Origin of the sequence: Lysinibacillus sp. NPDC096382 (genome assembly GCF_044762845.1) — a bacterium.
Classification (GTDB): domain Bacteria; phylum Bacillota; class Bacilli; order Bacillales_A; family Planococcaceae; genus Lysinibacillus.
Window position 1 is genome coordinate 171,843 of sequence record NZ_JBIWFC010000007.1, and the last position, 12,225, is coordinate 184,067.

Consider the following 12,225-nt stretch of genomic DNA (forward strand, 5'->3'; position numbering starts at 1 on the left):
AATGGTTATTCAACTAAACTGCACCGTTAGTTCAATAAAAAAGAGCTGCATATGCAACTCAATGATCTTCAAGTAAAGCACCCAGTTAGCTTAGTAAATTTTCGTAGAGAAAAAACAATAAAATAATATTAAACTTTATGAACCTTATAAATATAATCATTACTTAAATCACAATTCTTAGTATTCTATAATCAATTAATCCTCATCATACAAATTATCTACAGATTCTTGTAAAGAATCTAATAGATAATCGCTGAAGTTTTCATAAGTAATGGCATACAGTTCCTCTGAAAAACGACTCCAAAAGACAACAGGGCACTCGCCATCGTTCATTTGATTGGTATCTAAGCATCTCACAGAGCCATCGATATCTTCTAAAACAATATATTGTACGGGTAGGTTATATTTTTCTCTATACAATTGTGTGTGGTAAACAACTGAAGAATCCGCGGCAGTTTTCTCACAACCATGTATATCGATTCCATCAAGTCCGCCGCTACCATACTGTTTTAAAAACCAATGATAACTCTTCGGGAATGTAATGTTTAGTATTTGTGCTGCTTCTCGAATCGTATCTTCACTTACCCCTCCCATAAAATCGCCATCTTTTTCATATGTGGAAATGATTGAAATAATCTTGTCATTCATCTTTTTATTTCCCTTCTAAATGTTCTTGCGCTTTCATTTTCCAATAGTTATTTCTAAAATTATTATACTGTGTTATTCCTCGATAAAATAATCTGGTCCGATTTTTGAACACAAGTTAAACAACGCTATTCAACTAACCTGCCCCGTTAACCCAATTAGAAAAAAGAGCTGCATATGCAACCAAAGGTGTTATTCAATTAAATGGCCCGATTGTTGAACAACAATTTCCAAAATAAAAATGGTTAAAGGTAGATATAAATCCTACTCTCATTCACCATTTTCTTACTACTAGATTATGTCTCAAAGATCCTTATACGTGTTAAACACTTTTCACTTAAGATAACATTGGCATCAACTCCTTTCTCTTCAAGGACTCGAAGAAAACAGGACCAATCGCCCATAAAACCTCTATCTAGTTACTCTCTCATTATACTAAATTTTTAAGAACAACTCCTTTTTCCCATAGAATTTCCGACACCCCATGGACAATAATGCCCGCACACCCTTTGAATCACAATGTCCTGTAGCAGCAAACATACATGATGGGTTAATAGATTCAATAACCTCAACAAAAAGAGCGTCAATCCTTGTTGGATTAACGCCCTGATTTATTTTAAATCCTTTTTATTCTTGATCAAACCATAGTAGCTCTTTATCATCAACATCGCCATTATAATTGATAAGAATTTCATCTCCAGCTTTTATATCTGTGTAAGCAAAGAAGTCAAATGTGCGATTTTTAAAATTAATCTCATAAGTTGCATTAGGTTCATAAGAATGGTTAAACAACATTCCATAACCAAGAAGGATAGCTGTTTGACCGATTCCATATTCAAAAGCATAATCACCGAGTAAAGTTTGCTCAATGTATTGGTGCTGTTCGTTTGGATAAGAAATAACAGGTGCTTCGTGTAAAAGCTCTCCTTTTTTGATATCACATGTTGCAAATACCCCTCTATTGAATTCTCCATCACTTAACGGAGATGTTTTTATTTCTATCATGGTTGTTCTCCTACTCACTTTTAATATTCTTTTTAGCTGTAACATTGGGCTCTTTTTTATCTGTAGTAATGCGTATAGCTAATATGTCGTATCATTTATACAATTAGCGTGACTCTTTTGGTGGTTGGCAAACATCACATTTACGTTGATTTTTATTTTTAAATTTTGTAAATGTTTTTTCAAAGTTGCTACCACATGCACATTTTAATAGTAATTTTTGAGAGAAACCGTGATATTCAGTCGTTAGTAACTTACTTTCCGAATTATTCTCAATAAATTCTTTAATTTTGTCAATCGTCCATTTTTTATTCAATCTTTTACACCTCTATATTTTATCTCATGCGGAGGCTTTCTAAGCATCCGTTCTGTTATAAGGAACTTCTTGATTACCTTAAGCTATTCATTATAACATGAACTGGTAAATAATTAAACAGATTCAAGATACCTTCAATCTAACATCTCACTACAAATATTGATACGTCATCGGTTTCTAATCCCAAAACGTTTTTATTGGCAGCCTTTCTTTGTTATAAGTTCCACCATCCCGAAATTCGGATAAACTCTAGAAAAATCTATTATGCCGATACTCCAATCAAAATTCCATACATCAAATACCAATCATCTGCTTTAGTTGTTCAAAAGGCACATAACCAATGATGGGTTCATATGATTTATTGTGAATAATCAAACGAGAATGAGGAATTCCCATTACCTTATATTCTGCTGCAATATCTGGGCTTTTTTCTACATTCACCTTTATAATTTTTATCTTACCACTGAATTCTTCACTGAGTTGATTAAGAGCCCCTGCAAGCATTTTACATGGGCCACACCACTCAGCCCAAAAATTTAATAACACAATTTTTTTAGTTTTTAATTGTTCTCTTAATTCTTTCTTTGTTGTTACATGAACAATCGACATAATTCTTTTCCTCCCTTGTGAAAATAAAAATCTTGAAGTTATAATATGCTTATAATTATGATTAGACCCTACTCTCTCCCTTTCACCACACATTAAAAACCTTTAATATCCACAATTGAGCAAAAATTTTAAAAATTATACTAAAAAACAACTGCCATTGTATATCCTTCAGCAGCAGCAATTATTAATGAAGACTGACCTAATTTAGCTGTCTCCCCCGCTGCATAAACATTTTCCTGTGATGTACGCCCTACCTCATCAACAAAAATGCTATCATTTTTATGTAAATGACAACCAAGCTACTCTGCAAATCGGTTCGGACGCACAAAGTTTAATAACCATCCTCACCATGAAGATTCTGAATGGATTCAGTAATGACCGTTCTATCTTCAATGTCGAAGCGAAAGTTCATGATCATTTGTGGCGATTACTAAATTCTCTATCTCTAAACCATGTAATGCTTTCCATTAACAATATTTGTATCTTCTTTTCCATACAATACGTTTTTTGGATTGATCACGATGAGTAAAACCGCTACTACTGAATAAAGAATTGCGCTGTACATGATTAATTCCAGTAAATTACCATTTATTAAACCAATAAAGAAATTAAATAATTGGTGGATGATGATTGGAATGATTAAATTCTGATTTAAGTTATAGAATGCTGTCATGACGATTTTAGTGGAAATGAGTGCAATCATAAAGAATAGTATATATTTTAGTAAATCCATGCCCATATACCCTGTAGTAAACCATATAGGAAGATGCCACATCCCCCACCAAAATCCAATGATAATCGAAGCTTTTAATGGCGAATGCTTCTTTTGAAGCTCCATTTGAGCGAATCCTCTCCACCCTAGTTCTTCACCTAGCGGCCCAGAAAGTAGGTTTTTAAAAAAGAAATAGATCAGCATTCCCCATGAAGAAACAGTAAAAACAGAGTCTACTTCACTGTTTTTCGATACGAGAAATACAATCATCAAAAATATAAATGTTTGAATCAACATCGCAGAAAGAATTACCGAAAACTTAAGCTTATTGTTGAATTTAACTTTAACAAATTGCATAAAACTTTGACCAGGATAGATTTTTTTAAACAATATGGCAAAAGCAAAGGTTGAGGACCAAGCTGATATACAGAGCATTACATCAAAAATCCATTTAGGAAATCCTAACACACTTGTGGCTCCTACAAGACAAAAAAGTGGCAAAAAAATGATATTGGTTAGTAAAATAAAACTTGCTACTGGTTTTTTTAGTTTCTTTTCTCTATTCATGCCTATTCCCCGTTTCAAACTAAGTTTTCGTAAAAAGTTTTAAGAATACCTTTAGCTTAAACCTAGGGGTTACTCACAGGTCAACACTCTTAACGCCTCAAAATTCGGCGAATAAAAAAAAACCCTTCATAGACTTGAAGGGTAATTACATATATTCTTTCTATTCATCGAAATATGAAGTTTTAATATTTTTCTCGTCCAGAAATTTTTCGATTTTTAATTGCTGCCTTCCGTTCGCTTTAGTAAAATGCTCTGAAGCAAAATCTGATATATCTGTAAGGTTACCATTTTCGACCATCCCAACAATTTCATCTTCAAATTGTATTAAAGTTTTTCTGATCGATGAAACAAATTCATAGATTGTCTTTGAAGGTTCTTTATAATCATCAGGGATATTATTATTACTAATAAAATCATTGAAATTCGCATCATTCTTTTCCCCTTCAGCTACTAAAGTATGTAATTTTTCCTGATCAGATTTAGAAGCATCCTCATATTTATAAACAATTATCTGCATTTCTTTGTCTAACACATGACTATAATCCATATACTTTTTTATACTGGCTTTCATTTCTTCTTCACTAATCGTTTCATTCTTTTTATTAGAAACAAAAATATCGTCAGGAATTTTTATAAGTACATTGTTACCGGGCTTTTCCATACTTTCTTTATGGTTTTCTTCGTTAGGCATTGTTTCGTGTGAACAAGCACACATCAATACAATCGTGAACGCCATGAATAAAAATAAAGTAAATCTTTTCATATCTATCTCCTTCTTAATCCATCTTGTCATTAATTGCACCCTTTCTTATAATTCGCTTTCATTCACGAAATCGTCTCTACTTCCTCGTCTGCAATAATCGAACCATTTTACAATAAATGATTTGGTTTAAAACAGGCTATACACTTCGCGTCATAGTGTACTAGTTAAATAGTACACTATGACTTTTAAATTCGCAAGTATTTTATTCAAATAAAAGGAAGAACCCCTAAATAAAGGGCTCTCCCTTAATAAAATTGAACAAAGTATGCCTCTTCAGCAAAGCGAGGGAAATAATAAGTTTCACTTGATAGGTACATAAATCTCTAAAAATACCCGTTCAAGTCCATCTTCATAAGTGGTCAGTAATAGGTTTATATAAACTTGTCCCAAAAGTTCATACCCTTTTTCTACTGCTATTTTTCTTAAACTCGCTTCCACGTGTTGATCAATATTTTTTCCGCCAGTTGACCATCTTCCATCTTCAATTATTGTATAAATACATTTTGGATGGGATAGGATTTCACCGTCTATTTTTTCATCCGAGTCTTCCAATTTTCTTACAATGATAAACTTATCTTCTATAATACCTTCTTCATTAAAGTTGATGACTCTTCTTAAAGATGTGAGCGTAACTGCTTTTTTTAAACTGTCCGCATTCTTTTTTAAAGTGTCATATTCATCATATGCAGTAAAATGTTCTATTTCCCCCTTTATTTCTAAAGGTTTCATTTCCTTAACTATGTATTGTCCTAAAAATTGTTTAATATTCTCACAATCTTCTTTTACTATTTGAAGCTTTTTTAATAGAAGTTTTTTATATTCTATTTCCCGTAAAACCTCTTGTTCTTTCTCTTCTAATAATAATTGTATCCCCTCAATACTCTTACTTTTTCTTAATTCCTGAATTTTTTTAATTTCAATATCAATTTCTCTATAGAAATTAACTGTTGTTATATCATAAATATCAAAATGATTATAAATTCTATATCCATTCTCCATATTTTGCTTTGGCTTTACTAATTCCTTTTCCTCATAAAATTTCAAGGTATCTCTAGATACACCTAAAAAATTAGCTACTTGCCCAATTGTGTACATTTTCCTCTCCTACCTTTGATGCAAAATCTTTATTGAATTACATAACCATATAATACCATTCGAGAATTAGAGATGCCAGATGATACTCTGACAAGCAATGGAGGTTTATTAGTCCATATTTACAGCTTTATTGAAGTAATTCTTTTTCTAATAATGACAAAAATAAGAGCCGTCGAAACAGCTCCAGGTTTCTAAAAAACTTTATTCTTCAAATGATAAATTTGTCGGTTCCTCTAAAAGATGGTTTTCAAAATGAATGTGGGTTGTAGGGATATCGTTATCAACTACCTCAAAACTAAGACCATCCAGCCAAACTTCCCCTTTTCCTGTCAGTAAAATACCGAACGATATTATTGCACTATTTTCTGGTACATCAAGAACTATAGAATATCGATTCCAACTATTTGTACCAATGATTGGTCTATCACTCATATTATCAAATTGCAGGATATCCTCCGATGCATTATCTACTCGCATCCAAAGTCCTGAAAATTGTTTAACATTTTCAGTTTTAATAAACCCCGAGAGTTTAACTCTTTTATTTCTAAATTCATTTGCCTTAAATTGTTGCATCATTGTTGCAAATTCATCTGGATCCCGAACCGTTTTTGATTTTAAATATCCCGATGCTTTTCCTTGATGTACAGTTTCCTGATCTATTCCTATTTCATAATTATAAGGATGACTCCCACTCATAAACCAGCCTTTAATTTTCTCTTCCATTATTGATTCCTCCTTGTTTTTTCTCATAGCTCTCATTACTTTTCTGTATTGCCCTGGTGGCAAACCATATAGTTTTTTGAATGCTCGTGTAAAGGATTCTTGTGACTCAAATTGATAATAGAACGCGATATCAATAATTCTTTCATTCGTATGAAGAAGTATACTTGCAGCATTTGCAAGTCGCCTCATTCGAATATATTCCGTGACAGACATGCCAACAGAGGTTTGAAAAACTCTGTGAAAATGATATCTTGAAAATCCGCTTACTGCATCAATATCATTGGCGGAAATTTGCTCATGTAAATGTGATTCAATCCAATTTATTGTTTTTTGAATTAGCCAATCATTTTTCAACGGTATTTCACCTCCTCTTCACTTATAATCATAACGAATAAAAATTAATAATTTTTGACTTTTTTTGCGATATTTTTCAAAACCAAAGATACTTTAACAAAACATCTTCAATTAAATTGATTTTTACTACACTTTAATCCAAGTGTAAAATTCGAATACAGGTATAAAAGCAAGTGACTATTTCACTCCTTTTACCATTTCGCCTTTCACTCTAGGCTTTCCACCTAAAAAGATAAATGCTTAAACTTGCTAATAGATCTTATTCTGCTTTAACATAATTAAGCAATGATATGTGACAGTATCCATTCTCTAACAAATCTTAAAAATATCTTTACCGAAGGAGTGGTAGAATTGGCACGTGTTTTATTTATTAACGGTGGATCAGAAGGACATATCAATCCAACTATTGGCGTTGTGCAGGAGTTAATTTCGCGTGGAGAAGAGGTCGTGTTCTTTACAATAGAAGCTTTTCGAGAGCGTATTGAGAAGACGGGAGCGACTGTGCGCACATTTGATGGTCAAAAATTTATCAAAGCCTTTATTTCAGGTGGAAGAAATCATTTACTTGAAAGGGTCAACGGACTTTTACTTACTGCAGATGTCGTTATACCTAGCGTCCTTGAACAGATTAAAGGAGAACATTTTGATTACATCATCCACGATTCTATGTTTGGTTGTGGCCATTTACTTGCCAAAATCCTTAAGCTTCCGGCAATCAATTCATGTACATCTTTTGCTGAAACTAAACAATCATTTGATAAAACATTAGGACATCTTTCAAAAAATGTTCCAACCGAAGTTTTAAAAAAGTTAAATGATGATTTTCAACAACTAACAGCAAAAATTAAAGAAAAATATGGCGTTGAAATCAATTCACCTTATGAAGTTTTTTGTAATCCCGCACCGCTTACAATCGTTTATACAACGAGGGAATTTCAACTTAACGGAGAAGCATTTGATCAATCCTATAAATTTGTAGGCCCATCCATTTCTTCACGATCGACACAAGAAGATTTTGACCTTACTGCAATCGAAGGAAAAAGCCCCATTTACATTTCACTCGGTACGGTCTTAAATCAAGCTATTGATTTCTATAAACTTTGTTTTAAGGCATTTGGAAAAACTGAGCATACCGTTGTTATGTCTATTGGAGGACAAACTCAACTTGATGAATTGGGAGAGATTCCTGACAACTTCATTGTAAAACCTTATGTTCCACAAACCGAATTGCTAAAATACACTAAATTATTTATCACACATGGCGGCATGAACAGTACGAATGAAGCTCTCTATAACGGGGTTCCGCTAATCGTCATCCCACTTAGTGCGGATCAGCCTTTAATCGCTCAGCAGGTAACCAATATCGGAGCAGGTATTCAATTACAAATGGAAAGTTTGACGGCAACTCAACTATATGAAGCTGCAGATCGTGTGTTTAACACCCCTTCCTTCCATATTACTGTTGCAAATATTAAAGACTCCTTCCAAAAATCAGGTGGGTATCACAAAGCTGTCGATGAGATTTTCAAATTTACAAGTCAATATGATCTATAAATTTATTAGCTACCATCATTGGTGGCTTTTTTATGTAGCTTAAAAAAGCTAGGACAACATCCTAGCTTTTTGCACGTACTTTGAAAAAGGAGGAGCTACAAATCACCATTTTTTAATGTAATCGATCATCAAACATTAATTGTATTTGAATACCAAACGGGTCCTCAAGTATCCCATATGCTTTACTAAAAACATGACTTGATAACGGAACAATAATTCTTACTCTCTCATCTGTCGTCAAGCTCTTGTAAAAATGTTCGATTTCTTCTAAGTCTGCACTTTGTATACACAATGAGGTGTTGTTCCCTACTACATATTTTTCTGTGACATCCATTGTATTCTCTGCCATCATTATCTTTGTTTTCCCGATTGCTAAGACGGAATGAGTAATATAATGTTTATTCTCCTCAGTAATCTGCAGCGAGCTGTCACGTTTTGCCATGTCTTCATAGGTAACGAGTAACAATTCCTCCGCATTAAAATGTTTTTTGTAAAAATCAACCGCTTCTTTAGCTTTGCCATTCATGGATAAGAAAACGGCTACTTCTAGTGTTGTACTCATAGTATCAATCTCCCTCTAAATATTGATTTTAGGAAATATCTTATCAATTGATATTACCTTGACCTTATTTTAAGATATAAAGGTGTCAAAACATGATACCTTTATTCAGTAAAAGACTCCTACCTCTGAAGATTTGCGATGATTGCGGATATAATCGTTTTTCAGGTGTCCAAACATCTACTGAATGAAAATAAAGCCTCCGGCGAATGTCACGGAGGATTTTCAAGGGAATGAATTGTGCTCGCACAATTCAAAATCCTGACGCCATTACGCCAAGGCAAAATTATTAGGAGATTCACATGAAAAAATCAGAAAGATTAAATGACATGATTAGATACTTGAACAGTCATGAGTACTTTAATTTAAGTGACCTAATGGCTAAATACAATATTTCCAAAAGTACGGCTCTTCGTGATATTAGTTCATTAGAACAATTGGGTATGCCTATTTTTTCTGAGCATGGTAGGCATGGGCGTTATGGTATCTTAAAAAATAGACTGTTATCCCCTATTATTTTTACAATTGATGAAGTATATGCTCTGTACTTTGCCATGCTGACATTAGAATCTTATCAATCAACCCCATTCCATTTAAGCGTTTATAAACTTAATGAAAAGTTCGAAAACTGTCTATCTAACAATCAAATACAACAAATTCACAAAATGAAAAAAGTTCTACAATTTGAAGTAAATCAGCATACTAATATTAGCCGTTTTTTAGATAAAATTTTAAAGAGTATTCTTAATGAAAGTAGCTGTAAGATTCATTATTTGAAAAATAACGAGCAAAAAAGTTACCATGTTCAATTTTTCAAAATTTCCGCTAGGTTTGGTCAATGGTACGCTACTGGAATAGAGTTCAATACAACAAAATATAGAGTTTTCAGATGTGATAGAATCACTTTTATTGAAGAACAGGATATGAACTCTCGCTTTTCTATAGATGAACTTATTAATCGTTCATTAGAAATTTATCAATCCGAGGAGAGTATTGACTTTGAGGTAGAAATTTTAGCAGAAGCAAAGGATATTTTTTATAAAGAACATTATCCTTCCATGTCATTAGAAATTGATAATAAAACAGTCGTGAAGGGAATTTATAATCCTGGAGAAGAGGAATTTATCGCTAACTATTTTATAAGGTACGGTCAAACTGTTATTTCAGTGAAGCCTGTATCATTAAAACAAATTATGCAGGCTAAAGTAGAAAGCCTCTTAGATCACTTCAAAAAATTATAATTTCGGGGTTGCCCAGCTGAGTATAAATGATTTTAATCAGACAAAAAAAGAAGAAAAACGAAAAGCGCTTTTCTCCTCTTTTTTAAAACACAGCTATGCTTTACCATCATCTGTCTTTAACCAATTTACAATCACTACTTTCGGGAATGTGATTAATGCTGTTAGAATTGCAACTATAGGTGCAACACTAATTCTTGATATTACATCATTTCCACCTTATCGTTGAATTCAGTTCGGTGCATTCAAAAACACAAATATTGCTTTTAGAACGTGTTTTAATATCCAAGGAGAATTAGGTTACTGGGAAAAATTAAATCCAAGTTACACGATTTTTAATAAGGAATCAGAGACATTTTCAAGCATTTGGACAAAAACATCGGATAATTTTAAAAAGTTCTATCAGAATTACGACAGTGATTTAAAGAAATATAAAGGTAATATAAGTTTATTGCCGAAATCCCCTGTTCCTGAAAATATTTTTCACCTATCAATGATTCCATGGAGTTCATTTACTGGTTTAACCTTAACATTACATTACTAATGAAGGTAATTACCTTTTACCGATTATCGCTGCAGGTAAATTTGTGCATAAGGAAAATGGTATTTATCTTCTTGTTTCTTTACAAATGCATCACGCTGTTTGTGATGGTTATCATGCAGGCTTATTCATGAATAACATTCAGCGCTATGCCGCTGAATCCGATGACTGGTTATTAGATTGAATATTTCTCGCTAGAACCTGCTTATTACGGGAACGCTTTCGAATCTCCCCATATGTAACAAAAATTCACTTCCGCTACTAATTTGTCATTTTTCTCATCACCCACTCAATCGGTCCTCTTTTAAATTTTTTGCGCCATAAAACAGAAAATAAAATACTCGCTACGAAAAACAATAGTGTAAATACTAATGAAAATGCTAACGTTTGGTTTTCTAACCTATTTAACAATGCCAATATACCAACACCGATGAATACATGGCTTACATAGTGGGTTAATGTTAATTGTCCTGTTTGAATAAGTGATATCAACCATTGTCCAGCAAACTTTTCTACAATATAAATAGAAGCAACGATGACGATTATTGTAGAAGCAGAATTTGATAAGATATATAAAATGTTTGGTGGAATTGGCCCTGTTTGAAACAAGTATTCTGCACTGTTCACATCCAACACCGTTAGAGATAGGCGCATTAAAACTTGTGAAAGTACCTCTATAGTTATGAGAGAAAATATAGAAATAAACAACATTTTGTTTCTTATAGCTTTCTCCGATAAATTCAGTCTGCCAAGAATCATTCCAAGCAAAAAGAAACAGCTCCAAGGGAATACCGGATGATAGCCATTGTACAAAAGATTTCTTAGAAAACCTTCAATTGTCCAAAAATCAAGATACTCCATAAATGGTTGATCGGGATTCCATCCTTTAAAATAATTCATTGTCACTTGTAAGACTTGCGAGGTGAATAAAATAATACTAGATAGGATGATCATACGCTTTATAGAAGCTACGATAAGAAAGGATGCAATCAGCATATAAATACCATAATAATGGAGGATATCTCCAGTCCATTCTGCAACATATAAAAGTAAACCTAGAATAAAAAGAAAAGCGGATCGTTTCCATAATTTCGTCCTATTTTCTTTAATAGAAGAAAGCTCACTGCCATTTCTAGCGTTTCTTGTCATTAAGGCAACCCCGATACCTGCCAGCATAACAAAAGTGGCAGACGCTCTTCCTTCGAAAAGTCCAGTAAACCCTACAAGCCAACCCGACCCTCTCCCTGTTGCTCCCATAATAATTTTAAAGTTGACTATAAGCATCCCAAACATAGCCAAGGCTCGAGCAAAATCTAACCCTTCAATCCGTTTAGATTGTAACTGTTCGGTCATAAATGTTCCTCCTTATGTTATGCGCTGCTTAATACATCATTCAATATAAACTATAGGGTTGACCTAATGTCAAACCGACTTTTTTTGCCCGCCTCTCATTTCATTTGCCCAATTATTCATTAGTAGGATGATGCTATAACCCACACAGCGCAAATCCTTTAGCTTTATCACATGGAATTTATGCCTACAAATTC

General features: G+C 33.2%; 12 protein-coding genes and 1 pseudogene. 3 read left to right on the forward strand and 10 right to left on the reverse strand.

The window, feature by feature from the left end; genetic code table 11:
- Nucleotides 1–195: 195 nt before the first annotated feature.
- The 8 genes from ACIQZA_RS12565 to ACIQZA_RS12600 all read right to left on the reverse strand — a co-directional run bounded on the left by ACIQZA_RS12565 (nt 196) and on the right by ACIQZA_RS12600 (nt 6,786).
- Nucleotides 196–648 (reverse strand): SMI1/KNR4 family protein, encoded by a 453-nt coding sequence (locus ACIQZA_RS12565; RefSeq protein WP_400941246.1) that lies wholly within the window; start codon nt 646–648, stop codon nt 196–198.
- A 624-nt stretch (nt 649–1,272) separates the two neighbouring features.
- Complete coding sequence (locus tag ACIQZA_RS12570) at nt 1,273–1,650, reverse strand: SET domain-containing protein (RefSeq protein ID WP_400941244.1); 378 nt, start codon at nt 1,648–1,650, stop codon at nt 1,273–1,275.
- A gap of 103 nt (nt 1,651–1,753) precedes the next feature.
- A complete protein-coding gene (locus tag ACIQZA_RS12575; RefSeq protein WP_400941242.1) occupies nt 1,754–1,963 on the reverse strand; it encodes a hypothetical protein in 210 nt (69 codons plus the stop codon).
- A gap of 294 nt (nt 1,964–2,257) precedes the next feature.
- Nucleotides 2,258–2,572: a thioredoxin family protein gene (locus ACIQZA_RS12580; RefSeq protein ID WP_142507645.1), complete on the reverse strand. Its 315-nt coding sequence runs from the start codon at nt 2,570–2,572 to the stop codon at nt 2,258–2,260.
- Nucleotides 2,573–3,017: 445 nt separating this feature from the next.
- Nucleotides 3,018–3,851 carry a CPBP family intramembrane glutamic endopeptidase gene (locus ACIQZA_RS12585; RefSeq protein WP_400941236.1) on the reverse strand — a complete coding sequence of 278 codons (834 nt, stop codon included), beginning with the start codon at nt 3,849–3,851 and terminating at the stop codon, nt 3,018–3,020.
- A gap of 160 nt (nt 3,852–4,011) precedes the next feature.
- Entirely contained in the window at nt 4,012–4,644 is a 633-nt protein-coding gene (locus tag ACIQZA_RS12590; protein ID WP_400941233.1) for an NDxxF motif lipoprotein, read from the reverse strand.
- Between the two features lie 270 nt (nt 4,645–4,914).
- Nucleotides 4,915–5,709, reverse strand: coding sequence for a MerR family transcriptional regulator (locus ACIQZA_RS12595; protein WP_402884088.1), 795 nt, complete (start codon nt 5,707–5,709; stop codon nt 4,915–4,917).
- A gap of 201 nt (nt 5,710–5,910) precedes the next feature.
- Entirely contained in the window at nt 5,911–6,786 is an 876-nt protein-coding gene (locus tag ACIQZA_RS12600; protein ID WP_402884086.1) for a helix-turn-helix transcriptional regulator, read from the reverse strand.
- A gap of 351 nt (nt 6,787–7,137) precedes the next feature.
- Here ACIQZA_RS12600 and ACIQZA_RS12605 point away from each other — a divergent pair, with 351 nt between their 5' ends.
- The gene (locus ACIQZA_RS12605) at nt 7,138–8,340 is read left to right on the forward strand and encodes a macrolide family glycosyltransferase (protein ID WP_402884084.1); all 1,203 of its coding nucleotides are present in this window, start codon (nt 7,138–7,140) and stop codon (nt 8,338–8,340) included.
- 112 nt (nt 8,341–8,452) lie between these two features.
- Here the strand turns inward: ACIQZA_RS12605 and ACIQZA_RS12610 are convergent, their stop codons facing one another.
- Entirely contained in the window at nt 8,453–8,902 is a 450-nt protein-coding gene (locus ACIQZA_RS12610) for a VOC family protein (RefSeq protein ID WP_402884083.1), read from the reverse strand.
- A 299-nt stretch (nt 8,903–9,201) separates the two neighbouring features.
- Between ACIQZA_RS12610 and ACIQZA_RS12615 the strand changes: the two genes are divergently transcribed.
- A complete protein-coding gene (locus ACIQZA_RS12615) occupies nt 9,202–10,140 on the forward strand; it encodes a helix-turn-helix transcriptional regulator (RefSeq protein WP_402884081.1) in 939 nt (312 codons plus the stop codon).
- A 247-nt stretch (nt 10,141–10,387) separates the two neighbouring features.
- Nucleotides 10,388–10,862 (forward strand): annotated as a pseudogene (locus ACIQZA_RS12620) (CatA-like O-acetyltransferase); the annotation flags it as partial.
- Between the two features lie 77 nt (nt 10,863–10,939).
- Here the strand turns inward: ACIQZA_RS12620 and ACIQZA_RS12625 are convergent.
- Entirely contained in the window at nt 10,940–12,031 is a 1,092-nt protein-coding gene (locus tag ACIQZA_RS12625; RefSeq protein ID WP_402884080.1) for a DUF418 domain-containing protein, read from the reverse strand.
- Nucleotides 12,032–12,225 lie beyond the last annotated feature (194 nt).

Bases quoted from the DNA above. Each gene is read 5' to 3' on its own strand.
- ACIQZA_RS12570 (WP_400941244.1), bottom strand. From the start codon at position 1,650: ATGATAGAAATAAAAACATCTCCGTTAAGTGATGGAGAATTCAATAGA.
- ACIQZA_RS12610 (WP_402884083.1), bottom strand. From the start codon at position 8,902: ATGAGTACAACACTAGAAGTAGCCGTTTTCTTATCCATGAATGGCAAA.
- ACIQZA_RS12595 (WP_402884088.1), bottom strand. From the start codon at position 5,709: ATGTACACAATTGGGCAAGTAGCTAATTTTTTAGGTGTATCTAGAGAT.
- ACIQZA_RS12625 (WP_402884080.1), bottom strand. From the start codon at position 12,031: ATGACCGAACAGTTACAATCTAAACGGATTGAAGGGTTAGATTTTGCT.
- ACIQZA_RS12585 (WP_400941236.1), bottom strand. From the start codon at position 3,851: ATGAATAGAGAAAAGAAACTAAAAAAACCAGTAGCAAGTTTTATTTTA.
- ACIQZA_RS12615 (WP_402884081.1), top strand. From the start codon at position 9,202: ATGAAAAAATCAGAAAGATTAAATGACATGATTAGATACTTGAACAGT.
- ACIQZA_RS12580 (WP_142507645.1), bottom strand. From the start codon at position 2,572: ATGTCGATTGTTCATGTAACAACAAAGAAAGAATTAAGAGAACAATTA.
- ACIQZA_RS12565 (WP_400941246.1), bottom strand. From the start codon at position 648: ATGAATGACAAGATTATTTCAATCATTTCCACATATGAAAAAGATGGC.
- ACIQZA_RS12590 (WP_400941233.1), bottom strand. From the start codon at position 4,644: ATGACAAGATGGATTAAGAAGGAGATAGATATGAAAAGATTTACTTTA.